Source organism: Brevundimonas sp. TWP3-1-2b1 (assembly GCF_049896165.1).
In the GTDB taxonomy this organism is placed as follows: Bacteria; Pseudomonadota; Alphaproteobacteria; order Caulobacterales; family Caulobacteraceae; genus Brevundimonas; species Brevundimonas subvibrioides_B.
This window is the reverse complement of sequence record NZ_JAFCTT010000008.1, coordinates 34,660-49,049: the sequence shown is the minus strand read 5'-3', so window position 1 is coordinate 49,049 and position 14,390 is coordinate 34,660. Positions and strand designations below refer to the sequence as shown.

At 67.3% G+C, this 14,390-nt stretch carries 10 protein-coding genes; 4 read left to right on the top strand and 6 right to left on the bottom strand.

All coding sequences use genetic code 11. The annotated features are described in order from the left end of the window. Positions 1-80 precede the first annotated feature (80 nt). Complete coding sequence (acnA, locus tag ACP7AB_RS09325) at positions 81-2,774, top strand: aconitate hydratase AcnA (RefSeq protein WP_425991961.1); 2,694 nt, start codon at positions 81-83, stop codon at positions 2,772-2,774. 61 nt (positions 2,775-2,835) lie between these two features. Here the strand turns inward: acnA and ACP7AB_RS09320 are convergent, their stop codons facing one another. Then, positions 2,836-3,723, bottom strand: coding sequence for a hydrogen peroxide-inducible genes activator (locus ACP7AB_RS09320; RefSeq protein WP_425991962.1), 888 nt, complete (start codon positions 3,721-3,723; stop codon positions 2,836-2,838). A 154-nt stretch (positions 3,724-3,877) separates the two neighbouring features. Between ACP7AB_RS09320 and ACP7AB_RS09315 the strand changes: the two genes are divergently transcribed. After that, entirely contained in the window at positions 3,878-4,432 is a 555-nt protein-coding gene (locus ACP7AB_RS09315) for a peroxiredoxin (RefSeq protein ID WP_425991964.1), read from the top strand. Positions 4,433-4,588: 156 nt separating this feature from the next. Then, a complete protein-coding gene (locus ACP7AB_RS09310) occupies positions 4,589-5,122 on the top strand; it encodes a carboxymuconolactone decarboxylase family protein (RefSeq protein ID WP_425991966.1) in 534 nt (177 codons plus the stop codon). Here ACP7AB_RS09310 and ACP7AB_RS09305 read toward each other — a convergent pair. Next, positions 5,113-5,640 (bottom strand): hypothetical protein, encoded by a 528-nt coding sequence (locus tag ACP7AB_RS09305; RefSeq protein ID WP_425991968.1) that lies wholly within the window; start codon positions 5,638-5,640, stop codon positions 5,113-5,115. The genes ACP7AB_RS09310 and ACP7AB_RS09305 overlap by 10 nt on opposite strands. Positions 5,641-5,690: 50 nt before the next feature. Continuing rightward, positions 5,691-6,542 carry a glutamate racemase gene (locus ACP7AB_RS09300; protein ID WP_425991970.1) on the bottom strand — a complete coding sequence of 284 codons (852 nt, stop codon included), beginning with the start codon at positions 6,540-6,542 and terminating at the stop codon, positions 5,691-5,693. A 203-nt stretch (positions 6,543-6,745) separates the two neighbouring features. Here ACP7AB_RS09300 and ACP7AB_RS09295 point away from each other — a divergent pair, with 203 nt between their 5' ends. Next, positions 6,746-8,932 carry a M3 family metallopeptidase gene (locus ACP7AB_RS09295; RefSeq protein ID WP_425991972.1) on the top strand — a complete coding sequence of 729 codons (2,187 nt, stop codon included), beginning with the start codon at positions 6,746-6,748 and terminating at the stop codon, positions 8,930-8,932. A gap of 18 nt (positions 8,933-8,950) precedes the next feature. Here the strand turns inward: ACP7AB_RS09295 and ACP7AB_RS09290 are convergent, their stop codons facing one another. The 3 genes from ACP7AB_RS09290 to ppc all read right to left on the bottom strand — a co-directional run bounded on the left by ACP7AB_RS09290 (position 8,951) and on the right by ppc (position 14,182). Beyond that, positions 8,951-10,909 (bottom strand): ATP-binding protein, encoded by a 1,959-nt coding sequence (locus ACP7AB_RS09290; protein ID WP_425991974.1) that lies wholly within the window; start codon positions 10,907-10,909, stop codon positions 8,951-8,953. A gap of 98 nt (positions 10,910-11,007) precedes the next feature. After that, complete coding sequence (locus ACP7AB_RS09285) at positions 11,008-11,322, bottom strand: UrcA family protein (RefSeq protein ID WP_425991976.1); 315 nt, start codon at positions 11,320-11,322, stop codon at positions 11,008-11,010. Between the two features lie 136 nt (positions 11,323-11,458). Beyond that, on the bottom strand, positions 11,459-14,182 hold the full coding sequence (gene ppc / locus ACP7AB_RS09280) for a phosphoenolpyruvate carboxylase (RefSeq protein ID WP_425991978.1): 2,724 nt from the start codon (positions 14,180-14,182) through the stop codon (positions 11,459-11,461). Positions 14,183-14,390: the final 208 nt, after the last annotated feature.

The following is a 14,390-nucleotide window of genomic DNA, read 5'->3' as shown; positions in this document are numbered from 1 at the left end:
CGGGGACCTGTGCGCCCCTGCGATCGCCGCGAGACGGCGCAACCGGATGTCCGGGCGGCTTTGACCAGAGGACTTCTCCCATGCCGTCAGTCGACAGCCTTTCCACCCGTCGCGATCTTTCCGTCGGGCGCAAGAAATACGCCTATTACAGCCTTCCCGCCGCCGAGGAAGCCGGTCTGACCGGGATCTCGCGCCTGCCGCGCTCCATGAAGGTGCTGCTGGAGAACCTGTTGCGCAACGAGGACGGCGTTTCCGTCACCGAGGCCGACCTGCGCGCCGTCGCCGCCTGGATCGAGAACAAGGGCGCCGTCGAGCACGAGATCGCCTTCCGCCCCGCCCGCGTCCTGATGCAGGACTTTACCGGCGTTCCCGCCGTCGTCGACCTGGCCGCCATGCGCGACGCGATGGCCAAACTCGGCGCCGACGCCGCCAAGATCAACCCGCTGGTCCCCGTCGACCTGGTCATCGACCACTCGGTCATGGTCGACAACTTCGGCACCGCGAAAGCCTTCGGCCAGAACGTCGAGCGTGAGTATGAGCGCAACATCGAGCGCTACAAGTTCCTGCGCTGGGGCTCCTCGGCCTTCAACAATTTCCGCGTCGTGCCCCCCGGCACCGGCATCTGCCACCAGGTGAACCTCGAGAACCTCGCCCAGACCGTCTGGACCGTGGCCGAAGGCAAGGCGACCGTCGCCTATCCCGACACCGTGGTCGGCACCGACTCGCACACCACCATGATCAACGGCCTGGCCGTCCTGGGCTGGGGCGTCGGTGGCATCGAGGCCGAGGCGGCCATGCTGGGCCAGCCCATCCCGATGCTGATCCCCGAGGTCATTGGCTTCAAGCTGACCGGCGCCATGCCGGAAGGCACGACCGCCACCGATCTGGTGCTGACCGTCACACAGATGCTGCGCAAGAAGGGCGTGGTCGGCAAGTTCGTCGAGTTCTTCGGCGACGCCCTGCCCAACATGACCATCGAGGACCAGGCGACCATCGCCAACATGGCCCCCGAATACGGCGCCACCTGCGGCTTCTTCCCTGTCTCGGCCGCCACCCTCGCCTATCTGACCGCCACGGGCCGCGACAAGGCGCGCGTCGCCCTCGTCGAGGCCTATGCCAAGGCTCAGGGTCTGTGGATCGACGAGACCTCGGAAGACCCCGTCTTCTCCGACGTTCTGGAACTGGACATCTCGACGGTCGTGCCGTCGCTGGCCGGCCCGAAACGCCCCCAGGACAAGGTCGAGCTGACCACCGCCGCCCCGTCGTTCGAGACCGCCCTGACCGACGTCTTCAACCGTGCAACGGACGCGCCCCGCGCTGCCGTCTCGGGCCAGAAGTTCGACATCGGCGACGGCGATGTGGTCATCGCCGCCATCACCTCCTGCACCAATACCTCCAACCCGTCGGTCCTGATCGCCGCCGGCCTGGTGGCGCAGAAGGCCAACAAGCTGGGCCTGAAGACCAAGCCCTGGGTCAAGACTTCGCTGGCCCCGGGCTCGCAGGTCGTCACCGACTATCTGACGGCCGCCGGCCTCCAGAAGGAGCTGGATGCCCTCGGCTTCAACCTGGTCGGCTACGGCTGCACCACCTGCATCGGCAACTCCGGTCCGCTGGACCCGGCGATCTCGACCGCGATCAACGAGAACGCCATCGTCGCCACCAGCGTCCTGTCCGGCAACCGCAACTTCGAAGGCCGGGTGAACCCGGACGTCCAGGCCAACTACCTGGCCTCGCCGCCGCTGGTCGTCGCCTACGCCCTGGCCGGTTCGATGCGCATCGACATCACCACCCAGCCGCTTGGTCAGGACAAGAAGGGCAAGGACGTCTTCCTGAAGGACATCTGGCCGACCTCGGCCGAGATCGCGACCATCCAGAAGAAGTCGGTCACCCCGGCCATGTTCGCCAAACGCTATGCCGACGTCTTCAAGGGCGACGAGCATTGGCAAGGTATCTCGGTCGAGGGCGGCCAGACCTACGAGTGGGACGCCGCCTCCACCTACGTCGCCAACCCTCCGTATTTCGAAGGCCTGTCGATGGAGCCGACCCCGGTCACCGACATCGTCGAGGGCCGCGTCCTGGCCATCTTCGGCGACTCGATCACCACGGATCACATCTCACCGGCCGGTTCGATCAAGAAGACCTCGCCCGCCGGTCAGTACCTGACCAACCGCGGTGTCGAGGCGGAGGAGTTCAACTCCTACGGCGCGCGTCGCGGCCACCACGAGGTGATGATGCGTGGCACCTTCGCCAACATCCGCATCCGCAACAAGATCACGCCGGACATCGAGGGAGGCGTGACCAAGCACTTCCCGTCGCAGGACACGATGTCGATCTATGACGCCGCCATGCGTTACCAGTCGGAAGGTCGTCCGCTGGTCGTGTTCGCCGGCAAGGAATACGGCACCGGCTCGTCGCGCGACTGGGCGGCCAAGGGCACCCGCCTGCTGGGCGTCCGCGCCGTCATCGCCGAAAGCTATGAGCGCATCCACCGCTCGAACCTGGTCGGAATGGGCGTCGTGCCGCTGCAGTTCAAGGCGGACGGCTGGTCCAAGCTGGGTCTGACCGGCGAGGAGATCGTCACGATCCGCGGCCTGTCCGACGTCAACGTCGGCAAGCTGCGCCCGCGTCAGGACCTGTGGGTCGAACTGTTCCGCCCGTCGGACGGCAAGATGGCCCGCTTCCCGGTCCGCTGCCGCATCGATAACCAGACCGAGCTCGACTACTTCAAGGCTGGCGGCGTAATGCCGTATGTGCTGCGCAACCTGGCGGGCTGAGGCTCACAGCCAGATCAACAAGGGGCCGGCGGAGCGATCCGCCGGCCCCTTTTTCTTTCGCTTAGTCCAGCCGCATCGCCTCCGCCAGAAGCCGCGCTTCCGCTGCCCGGCTAGAACCCGATCGCCAGGCGACGACAATCTCGCGGCGCGGGGCTTCAGCGGCAAAATGGCGGATGACGACGCCCTTGTCGTCGGCGAGCCCGGCCCTTACCGCCATCGCGGGAAGGAAGGACACGCCGAGGCCGGACGAGACCATCTGCACCAGGGTATGCAGCGAGGTGGCGGCGAAGACGTCCTCGCCGCGCGGGGCCTCCATGTCGATCCCGGCCAGGGCCTGGTCGCGCAAGCAGTGGCCGTCTTCCAGCAGGATGAGATCCTCCGCCCTCAGCGCTCCGGGCTGGATATCGCCCGGCGCGGCCAGCGGGTGGTCGATGGGCGCAACGGCCAGGATCTCATCGTCGCCGATCCGGGCGTGCTCGATGCCGGGCGCGTCGTATGGCAGGGCGATGACGGCGCAGTCCAGTTGACCCGCCTTGAGCCCCGCGATCAGGCGCGGCGTCAGATCCTCGCGGATGAACAGACGGAGCGCCGGATAGGCTTGCTTCAGCCCGGGCAGGGTCGCCGGCAACAGGAAGGGCGCCACGGTCGGGATGATGCCGAGACGCAACCGCCCCGACAACGGACGCCCCGCGTTCTTCGCCGCCTCGACCAGATCCTCGGTTCGCGCCAGCACGTCCTCGGCCCGGCGGCAGGCCTCGGCCCCGACCGCCGTCAACTGAACATTCCCCCGCGTGCGCTCGACCACCGGCGCGCCCAGGACCCGCTCCAGCTCCTGCACCCCGGACGATAGCGCCGGCTGACTGACATGCGCCGCCTCGGCGGCGCGGCTGAACGAGCCGTGCTCGGACAGCAGCTTCAGATACTGCAGCTGGCGAAGGGTCGGGAGCATAGGCGGCCTCTCTCGAATCCATAGATATTATCTATGGTTGACAGGCCTTCTATCGGTTGACTTTGTGCGACGCAACCGCCATTTCGCACTTGCGGCAGGCCCTCCCCGGCGACCGCCTCATAGACATTCTTGTTTCCTCTGAAAGGGATACCCCATGCTCGGCGTTGGCGAAAAACTGCCTGAATTCAAAGTCATCGGCGTGAAGCCGGGCTTCAACTCCCACGAAGAAAATGGCGTCTCGGCGTTCGAGCCCGTCACGAATGAGTCGTTCGAAGGCAAGTGGAAGGTCATCTTCTTCTATCCAAAAGACTTCACCTTCGTCTGCCCGACCGAGATCGCCGAGTTCGCCTCGCTTGGCCGTGAGTTTGCGGACCGCGACACCGTCGTTCTGGGCGGCTCGACCGACAACGAGTTCGTGAAACTGGCCTGGCGCCGCGACCACGCCGACCTGAACAAGCTGCCGATCTGGCAGTTCGCTGACAACGGCGGCAAGCTGGCCCGCGCCCTCGGCATTCTCGACGAGGAAGAGGGCGTCGCCCTGCGCGCCACCTTCGTGGTCGACCCGCACAACGTGATCCAGCACGTCTATGTCACCAATCTGAACGTGGGCCGCGCCCCGGCCGACACCCTGCGTGTCGTCGACGCCCTGCAGACCGACGAACTGTGCGCCTGCAACCGGCCGGTCGGCGGCGAGACGCTCGCGGCTTAAGACCCATTCCTCCCCCTTCGGGGGAGGTGGCGCGGCGCGCCTTAGCGACGTGACGGAGGGGGCCTGCCCCGGACGGTGTGTCCGGGTTTTGCCCCCTCCACCACTTCGTGGTCCCCCTCCCCCGATGGGGGAGGATTTCCGATTCAAGGATCTTCCATGTCCATCGACACCCTGCGCGACCTGATGCCGGCCTACGCCAAGGACATCTCGCTGAACCTCGGCTCCCTGGCCTCCGAGACCGTCCTGAACGACCAGCAGAAATGGGGCTGTTTCCTCGCCTCCGCCCACGCCGTCGGCTTCGCTCCGGTCGTGCGCGCCATTGAGGCCGCCGCGGCTGAAAAGCTCTCACCCGAGGCCATGACCGCCGCCAAGGCTGCCGCGGCCATCATGGGCATGAACAACATCTATTACCGCTCGCTGCACCTGATGAAGAACCAGGAGTACACGACCCTACCGGCGCGTCTGCGGATGAACGTCCTGGCCAATCCAGGCGTGGACAAGATGGACTTCGAGCTGTGGTCCACGGCTGTCAGCGCCATCAATGGCTGCGGCGCCTGTATGGATGCCCACGAGGGCGAACTGCGCAAGCACGGCGTCCCGGCGGCCCAAGTCCAGACCGCGCTTCGTATCGCCTCAGTGGTCCATGCCGCCAGCCGCATCGCGGCCTCGGAAACCGCGCTTCAGGGCTGAGGCGGCTCGGCGTATTCGATCTGATGGATCAGGCGATCGAACGCCTGGTCCATCACCGTGTTGACCCCGTCGGCCATGGCGCCGAGGCCCGGTCCCTCGACCACGAAATCGACCGTGACCAGCCGGCCCCGGTTCTCCGGCTCGGATCCGAAGGTCAATTCCGCCTTCGTCGCCTTGTCGTGCAAGGGACCCAGCGCCGCGGTCATCGTCACCCGGTCGGCCGCGATCCCCGTCACCACAGCGTGTTCGAAGACGGTCCCGTCGGCGAGTTTCTCGCACCAGCAACCGCCCTCCTCGAAGGCCATCGACAGGTTGACGGCGTCTCCTGTGTAGGTGTGGGCCGGGTCCCACCACTGCGGCAGTTCGGAGACGGCAGTGACCACATCCTCCGGCGCAGCCTCCACCCCCACGGCGAAGCGCAGGGTGAAACCATCGGCGGAGCGGGAGACGACCTCGGCGTAGGCGGGCGCAGCGACGGCGACAAAGGCCGTGGCGAACAGGGCGGCGAAACGGATCATGAAACAGTCCTCCCCCGGCATCGGGCGCCCCGGAACGCCGATCCGTCAAGTCAAGCCGCGTCGAAACTCAGCGGCGCGCCCCAGAACTGGCTGACCATGTCCGACTGCGGACCCGTCTTGCCGGTGGTGATGAAGTCGCGCCGGCCGGTCTCGCCCAGATCATATTCAGGGTGCCGCTCGAAATACCGCTCCAGGGCATCGGCCACAGCCGTCGGCTGGTGGATCAGGGGCGTGCCGGGCGGCAGGGCGGCGGCGAAGATGTGCGCCACGATCTCGTAGTGGGTGCAGCCCAGAATGGCCTTGTCCGGATGACGACCGATGCGGCGGCGCAGGGCGTCGACGTGGTCGCCGATCACCACCGTCAGCTCCTCGGCCGGGGCGCCCAGTTCGATCAGGCCGGCCAGGCCGGGGCAGGGCTCGGAAAAGACGGCCAGATCCTCGCGGCGCTTGTCGATCTCGATCTCGTAGACCCGGCTGATCGCAGTGGCGGCTGTACAGAAGACGCCGGTGATGTCGATGGCCTCGACCTTGTCGCCGCGACGCTCCGCCTCATAGGTCCAGGGCAGGCCCGTCGCTGCCTCGATGGTCGGGACGATGATGCCGAGCACATTGACCGGCCGCCCGTGACGCTTCGAGGCCTCGGGCACCCAGGTCTGCTGCAGGCGCCTCAGGGCGACGGCGGACGCGGTGTTGCAGGCCAGGACAATGACGCTGGCGCCCGCCTGGAACAGCCGCTCGCAGCCGTTCCGGGTGATGTCGACGATCTCCTCGCCGGTCTTCGACCCGATCGGCGCATTGGCCTGATCCGCCAGGTAGATGAAGTCCCGCGCCGGGAACCGCCGGGTCAGCTCGCGGTGAACCGTCAGACCGCCCACGCCGCTATCGAATACGCCTATCGCCATGGGTCGGCGTTTAGAGCCTGATCCGGAAAAGTGTAAGCGGTTTTCCGGCGAGATCAGGCTCCACATCAGACTGGGCCTTGAAACAAGGCCCGGGCGCTTGCGCCCTCGGCCAACGGGATTACTTCCTGATCAGGTGACGGTCAGGCGACTGAGGCCTAGGGTGCCGCACAACAGAGTCAGATGAACAGGATTCCACTATGCCCATGCAGCTTCCTCGGCGCCAGGTCCTTATCGGCGGCGCGAGCCTGATGGCCCTCGCCGGATGCGCCAGTGCGGGCGCCGGCTCCGCCGGTTTCACCGCACCGGACCCCGCCGCCGTGGCCGAGGAAGCGCGCGTCGCCCGCGCCGTCCTGCCCGCCCAGACCCCGCGCGCCGAGTTGCTGCAGCCCTGGACCGGCCCCTATGAAGGCGTCCCGCCGTGGAACCGGATGACGGCCGAGAAGCTGAAGGCCGCGATCATCGAGGGCATCGAGTTGAACCGCGCCGACATCAACGCCATCGCCAACAATCCGGACGCCCCGACCTTCGCCAACACGATCGTGGCGATGGAGCTCGCAGGCCAGCCGCTGGATCGCGCGGTGAACCTTTACGGCGTCGCCACGTCGAACATTGGCGGCGAAGCCTATGACGCGATGGACACGGAGGTCTCCCCCCTGCTGTCCGCCGCCGGCGACGAGATCACCTTCAACGCCCCCCTGTTCCAGCGCATCAAGACGGTCGCCGACAATGCTGACCGGGACGGCCTGAACGCCCAGCAGAAACGTCTGGCCGAACGGTCGCGCGACGCCTTCATCCGCTCGGGCGCCAATCTGGACGCCGCCGGCAAGGCCGAACTGGGCCGGATCAACACCGCCCTGTCGAACGCTTTCACCGCCTTCGGCCAGAAGGTCGTGGCCGATGAGAACACCTGGACGGTCATCCCGAATGAAGCCGGGCTCGCCGGACTGCCGGATTCCAACAAGGCCGCCGCCCGCGCCGCCGCGACCTCGCGCAATCTCCAGGGCGCGGCCATCGTCAATACGCGCTCCAGCGTCGATCCGTTCCTGACCTTCGCCGACGACCGGGCCCTGCGCGAGCAGGTCTGGCGCAAGTTCGTCAACCGTGGCGACAACGGCGACCGCAACGACACCAATGCGACCATTGCCGAGATCGTCCGCCTCAGGAAGCAGCGCGCCACCCTGCTGGGCTACGGCAGCCATGCCGAATGGCGGATGCAGGACACGATGGCCAAGACCCCGGCGGCCGCACAGAGCCTGATGAACCGGGTGTGGGAGCCTGCCAAGGCCCGCGTCGCCGAGGAGGTCGCCGACATGAAGGCGATCGCCGGTTTCGACATCGAACCGTGGGACTACCTGTATTTCGCCGAGAAGGTCCGCAAGGATAAGTACGACCTGGATCAGAACCAGCTGAAGCCATTCTTCGAACTGGGCGCCGTCCGGAACGCGTCCTTCTATATGGCCGAGCGGCTATACGGCTTCGTCTTCACGCCCAAGCCGCAATCGACGGCTCCGGTCTTCGAGCGCGACGTCACATTGTACGAGGTCACCGACAAGGCCTCAGGTCGCCTGATCGGCCTCTATTACGCCGACGACTTCGCCCGCGCAGGCAAGCGTTCGGGCGCCTGGATGACCACCTACCGGTCGTTCTCGACCCTGGACGGCTCCAAGCCGGTGCTGGCCTCGAACAACAATAACTTCGTGAAGCCGGGGGCCGGCGAGCCGCTGTTGATCTCGCTCGACGACGCCGAGACCCTGTTCCACGAGTTCGGCCACGCCCTCCACTATCTGTCGTCGGTCGTGACCTACCCGTCCTACGGCAACACCCCGCGCGACTTCGTCGAATATCCGTCGCAGGTGCACGAGCACTGGGTGCTGTCGCGCCCGATCCTCGACGGCTTCATGAAACACTACCAGACCGGCGAGGCCATGCCGCAGGCCCTGGTCGACAAGGTCCAGGCCTCGGCCACCTTCAACCAGGGCTATGCGACCGTAAGCTATCTATCGTCCGCCATGGTCGACATGGACCTGCACACCCAGGCCACGCCGCCGACCGACATCGACGCCTTCGAGAAGGCCTCACTGGCCCGTCTGGGCATGCCGCATGAGATCGTGATGCGGCACCGCCTGCCGCAGTTCAATCACCTGTTCACCTCCGACGCCTACTCGGCCGGCTACTACAGCTACCTGTGGTCGGAAGTGATGGACGCCGACACCTGGGCCTATTTCGAGGCCTCGGGCGACGTGTTCGATCCGGACATCGGCGGCCGGTTCAAGTCGATCATCCTGGCGCCGGGCAACACCACAGATCGGGGCGACGCCTATCGCGCATTCCGGGGGCGTGACCCCGACGTCGCCGCCCTGCTACGGGTCCGGGGCTTCCCGGTCTCGTAACAGACAAGGCACGGGCGATCAGGCCGCCGCAGCTCCGGTTGCGGCGGCTTTTTCGTGAGCCGGGCGGGCGTAGTCGCTGAGCGCGGCCATGAGGGCGCGCGGGTCGATGGGCTTGGCGACATGGCCCTGCATCCCGGCGGCGCGGCATTGTTCGATCTGTTCAGGCAGGACGTTGGCGGTCAGGGCCACGATCGGCGTGGAATCACCCGAGGCGCGTATCGCGCGCGTCGCCGCCGGTCCGTCCATGACCGGCATCTGCATATCCATGAGGATCAGGTCATAGGCTGCGGTCGCAGCGGCCTGCACCGCCTCCTCGCCGTTCTCGACCATGTCGAGCGACACGCCCATCGAGCCGACCAGGGCCGCGATCAGCGTCCGGTTGGCCGGATTGTCCTCGGCCAGCAGCACCCGCAAAGGACGCGCGGGCGCACCACCGGACGGCTCGGCATCGGGGAGTGTCTCGACACCCGACCGGACCAGCGGCACGCGGAACCAGAAGGTGGAACCCGTGGCGCCGTCGCTTGTAGCGCCGATCTCTCCGCCCATGATGTCCAGCAGCCGGCGCGAGATCGCCAGCCCCAGACCCGTGCCGCCGAACTTGCGCGAGACCGATCCGTCCGCCTGGGTGAAGCGGTCGAACATCTGGTCGATGTGGGCAGGGTCCAGCCCGACCCCGGTGTCGGTGACGGTGACGCGCAACACGGTCGAACCGTCGGCGCGCTCTTCTGTCGCGAGCGCCAGTCGCACGGAGCCGCGCTCGGTGAACTTCACCGCATTGCTCAACAGGTTCAGCAGCACCTGCCTCAGGCGGGTCACGTCACCGGTCAGGCGGACGTCGTCGCCGACCTCGCAGGTCAGGGTCAATCCTTTCGCTTCGGCCTGGTCCCGCAGCAGGGCCGTCGCCCCCTCGCCCAGGGCCGCGATCGAGAAGGGTTCCGGGTCCAGCGTCAGGGCCCCGGCCTCCAGCTTGGAGAAGTCGAGGATGTCGTTGACGACCGTCAGCAGGGTCTCGCCCGCGCTGCGGATCAGATCGAGATAGCCCGTGTCGCCCTCCGACAGCCCGCCGCCCGCGCCGATCAGACGCGAGAAGCCGAGGATGCTGGTCAGTGGCGTGCGCAGTTCGTGGCTCATATTGGCCAGAAATTCGCTCTTGGCCCGCGACGCCGCCTCGGCCTCGAGACGGGCGGCGTGGAGTTCGGTCTCGGCCTGTTTGCGGGCCGAGATGTCGCGCACGACATCGACGATCTCGGTCAGCGTGCCGGCGCCGTTGATCACCAGACGAGGATTGGCCTCCAGCCAGACCAGGTGGCCGTCCTTGTGAATGCCGCGATACTCATAGCCCTCGGCCGAGACCGCCTCGCGTCGGGCGATCCGTTCGGCCAGAAGGGCGCGGATGCGAACCACATCCTCGGGCGCCACCAGGTCGGCGGGGGCCTTGCCCAGCATTTCGGACGGCGAATAGCCGAACACGGCCCGGGAAGCCGGCGAGACATAGGTCAGTCCCACGCCCATGCGGTGACGCACGACCATGTCCGAGGTGTGGTCGGCCACGAAGCGGAAGGCGCGCTCGCCCTCGATAAGGGTCGCGTCATCGACATGGTCGGTGACGTCGAGAACCATGCCGACCAGCCAGCGACGCCCCTCGGCGTCCGGCGGCTGGCGCCGCCCCCAGGTCAGATGCTGGCGCACCTCGCCCGACGGATGGACCGCCCGGTAACGCAGGGTCGTCGGCGCGTCGCTGCCGAACAGTTTCATGAGCGACCGCGACGCCAGACTGGCGTCGTCGGGATGATAGAGCCGATACAGCTGGTCTATCGTCGGCAGGCCGTCTTCGGGACGCAGGCCGAACAGGTCGTACATCCGGGGCGACCACCAGGCCGTCTCGGTATCGAGGATCCGCCACCAGCCCGCGCCGGCGCTCTCCAGCGCCGCCAGGGCGATGGACGAAGAATCGGCCTCGGAGATGTGCTCGGTCATGCGCGACTGCCGTTACTGAACCGGCAGGATCGCGGACAATCGCTTCAAACCCGTGAACAGTGGGGCTTGTCGAGCCACACCCCCGAAGCGGATTGGGTTTAGCCTAGATCAACAGGCGTCCGAACGACGACCCGCCCGCTGCGAGTGCGGGCATAGTCCTCGCGACGGGCGTCAGGCAGTTGGCGCAGGGCTTCTTCGCGGAATGCGACACGGCATCGCGCCTGGTCGAGAGGGGTCCCGAACACGCAGGCAGTATTGGCCATGCCCCGGACGCGCAGATCGAAGGCCGACGCGCCCTGGGGCGTGGCGAAGTTGAGGTCGCCGATCGGGATGCGATAATCGGAGGCCGAGGCGGCTCCGGCGAAAAGGACGGCGACAGCGAGGGCGGCTGTGGCGGCGGCGAAACGGATCATCACCTGGCTCCTGGTGCTTGTCGCTCTTTGCGGCGACCTGACCTGAGTGCGACCCGATTGTTTCCTCGCCGTGAGGAACCCGAGGCCGAAAAACGACGCTTGATGAAATCGCGGCCATGAAGCGTGGCCGTTCCACTCAGCCGCTGTTGCGCAATCCCGCGGCCACCCCGTTGATCGCGAGCAGAATGCCTTCGCGCACCCGGGGATCGTCGTCCCCCGCCCGACGCCGGCGGATCAGTTCGATCTGCACGTGGTTCAGCGGCTCGACATAGGGCATGCGCAGACGGATCAGCCGGTCGAGCTCAGGCTGACCGCCCAGCAGCTCGGCCTGACCGGTGATAGCCAGCACAGCTTCGCGCGTCCGGTCCCACTCGGCCTGCAAGGCCCCGAAGATGGCCGCCGCCAGCGCCTGGTCGGGCACGAGCGAGGCGTAGCGCCGTGCGATGGTCATGTCCGACTTGGCCATGATCATCTCCATGTTCTGAACCAGGGTGCGGAAGAAGGGCCACGCCTTCTCCATGGCCTGCAGCTCGGCCATGTCCTGACCCTGCACCGCCGAGCCGAAGCCGAACCAGCCCGGCAGCATGACCCGGCTCTGCGACCAGCTCAGCACCCAGGGGATGGCGCGCAGATCCTCGATGGCGGTCGAGGCCGTCCGCGACGTGGGGCGCGAACCAATCTTCAGCTCGGCGATCTCGTTGATCGGGGTGGCGGCGCGGAAATAGTCGACGAAGCCCGGCGTCTCATGGATCAGGGCCCGATAGGCGGCCATCGAGGCGGCCGACAGGGCCGAGGCGGTCTTGCCATGCCTCGCCGTCATCGCGTCGTCCGGCGGCGGCGCCAGGGAGGCGATCAGGGTTCCGGCGGTCAGGGCGTCGAGGTTGCGGCGCGCCACGTCCGGCTCGCCATATTTGTTGGCGATCACCTCGCCCTGTTCGGTGATGCGAATGCGGCCCGCGACCGTCCCCGTCGGTTGCGACAGCACACCGGCGAAGCTCGACCCGCCGCCACGCCCGACAGCCCCGCCCCGGCCGTGGAACAGTTGCAGCCTCAGACCCGCGGCCTGGGTCACCGTCAGCAATGCCCGCGACGCCTCGTGCAACTCCCAGGTCGAGGTCAGGTAGGAACCGTCCTTGTTCGAATCCGAGTAGCCGATCATCACTTCCTGGACGCCGCGCGCCTTGGCGACGGCGAGCGCGGACGGCTCCTTGAACAGCCGCTCAAGCGTGGGCCTGGCGCCTCTCAGGTCGTCGATGGTCTCGAACAGGGGCGCGGCCTGGATCGGACAGGCGGCGGGATTCTCTGGCCGATAGAGACCGACCTCCTTGAGCAGAAGATAGACCTCCAGCATGTCGGAGGCCGCGTCGGTCTTGGAGACGATATGGGTGCGGATCGCGTCCGGCCCGAACTTCGCCAGCGCCTCGGCCGCCGCCTCCAGGATCGCCCGCTCCTCCAGGGTCTCGGGGTCGTAGGTCGCATAGGGACTGAACAGCAGGCGAGGCGCCGCCAGTTCGGTCGCCAGCAGGGCCAGCCGCGCCTCTTCGTCCAGCGCCGCATAGTCCGGACAGACGCCGCCGACCTTCAGCAGATCGCCCACGACCCGCGCATGGACGTCGGAGTTCTGGCGCAGGTCGAGCGTCGCCATGTGGAAGCCGAACACATCGACCGTGGCGATCAGGCGCGACAGGCCGTCGTCGGCGAACACCGCCCCATGGCTGGCGACCAGACTGTCATGCAGCACGGCGAGGTCGGACCGGAACTCGCTGGGCCCGGCATAGGGCGGCGCGGCGAACCGGGCCGGCCGCGGCGCGGTCTGTCCCGTCAGGATCGGGTGGGTCGCAGACAGCCGGGCGTAGATCTGACTCAGGGCCCGGCGATAGGGCTCATCGGCCCGGTGCGGGGAATCGTCCCCCGACCCCTCGGCCAAGGCCTTCAGAGCGGGGCTGATTTCCGCCAGCGAACCCGACAGGCTAAGCTCGGCGCCCAACGCGTTCGTCGCCTCCAGATAGTGGCGCATCACCGCCTTGGCCGGCGTGGCGAAGGCGGCCCTCAGCGCGCTCGCATCGACATTGGGGTTGCCGTCGCGATCGCCGCCCACCCAGGCGCCGATGCGGATAAAGGGCTTGAGGTCCGGCGCGTCCAGCCTCCGACGCCAGTCGATCAACTGCTCAGGCGCGACCTTGAGGAACACGCGCTCGAGGAACGAGACGACGGTGTCGATCTCGTCCTGCACCACCAGGCCGGTCGTCCGTACCAGCCGCGTCGCCCACAGGATCACCGTCTGCCGACGCAGGCCCGCCTTCATGACCTCCGGCGCGCAAGCGAGGCCCCCTTCCTCGAAACCTGGGCGATCGCAGGCATCCAGCAGGTCGGACACGGTGGCGATCCGGTCGATGACGCTCTTCCTGCGCACCTCCGACGGGTGGGCCGTCAGCACCGGCGAGATCAGCGCCTCGGACAGCAGGGCCCGCGCCTCCTCCACCGTCCGCCCCGCCGCCGTCAGCCGGGCCAGCGCGCCTTCGGGCGTATCGGCCCGCGCGCCCTCTGCCGTTTGCACCCGCGCCCGCCGCCTGCCGGCCCGGTCCTCGGCGACATTGGCCAGCAGGGAGAAGACCGCGAACCCGTGCGCCAGCCCGACCGCGTCGTCGAGCGACAGCTCGTTCAGCAGCCGCTCCAGCTGCGCCGAGCCCTTGGCCCCCGGGTGTCGGTGATAGGCGACGGAGGCCACCCGCACGGCCTCGATCCGGTCGTAGAGATCCTGACCGCCTTCGTCTCGGATCACCTCTCCGAGCAGACCGCCGAGCAGCCGCACCTCCTCGCGCAGGCGGTCGTCAGCAGCGGGTTCGGCGGATACGGGCATGGTCATCTCGTCCAGCGGGGAGGCTGTGAAGCGCGACCGTATCAGCGGTTTTCCGATCGGTCCTTGCAAAGAGCAACGCTGAAACCGGATGTGCGAGGCTGTTTCCTGATCCGGTTGGCCGACTTCGTTCGACGGGATTCGACAAATCGCCTCATTTCCCTCATAAGCCGCCGCTTCCGGCGCAATTGAACCTGCGTCTCCACCATCA

What these genes read in the sequence shown, in the direction of transcription:
- ACP7AB_RS09315 (WP_425991964.1), top strand. Translation starts at nt 3,878, where the DNA reads ATGCTCGGCGTTGGCGAAAAACTGCCTGAATTCAAAGTCATCGGCGTG.
- ACP7AB_RS09285 (WP_425991976.1), bottom strand. Translation starts at nt 11,322, where the DNA reads ATGATCCGTTTCGCCGCCGCCACAGCCGCCCTCGCTGTCGCCGTCCTT.
- ACP7AB_RS09290 (WP_425991974.1), bottom strand. Translation starts at nt 10,909, where the DNA reads ATGACCGAGCACATCTCCGAGGCCGATTCTTCGTCCATCGCCCTGGCG.
- acnA (WP_425991961.1), top strand. Translation starts at nt 81, where the DNA reads ATGCCGTCAGTCGACAGCCTTTCCACCCGTCGCGATCTTTCCGTCGGG.
- ACP7AB_RS09295 (WP_425991972.1), top strand. Translation starts at nt 6,746, where the DNA reads ATGCAGCTTCCTCGGCGCCAGGTCCTTATCGGCGGCGCGAGCCTGATG.
- ACP7AB_RS09310 (WP_425991966.1), top strand. Translation starts at nt 4,589, where the DNA reads ATGTCCATCGACACCCTGCGCGACCTGATGCCGGCCTACGCCAAGGAC.
- ACP7AB_RS09320 (WP_425991962.1), bottom strand. Translation starts at nt 3,723, where the DNA reads ATGCTCCCGACCCTTCGCCAGCTGCAGTATCTGAAGCTGCTGTCCGAG.
- ppc (WP_425991978.1), bottom strand. Translation starts at nt 14,182, where the DNA reads ATGCCCGTATCCGCCGAACCCGCTGCTGACGACCGCCTGCGCGAGGAG.
- ACP7AB_RS09305 (WP_425991968.1), bottom strand. Translation starts at nt 5,640, where the DNA reads ATGATCCGTTTCGCCGCCCTGTTCGCCACGGCCTTTGTCGCCGTCGCT.
- ACP7AB_RS09300 (WP_425991970.1), bottom strand. Translation starts at nt 6,542, where the DNA reads ATGGCGATAGGCGTATTCGATAGCGGCGTGGGCGGTCTGACGGTTCAC.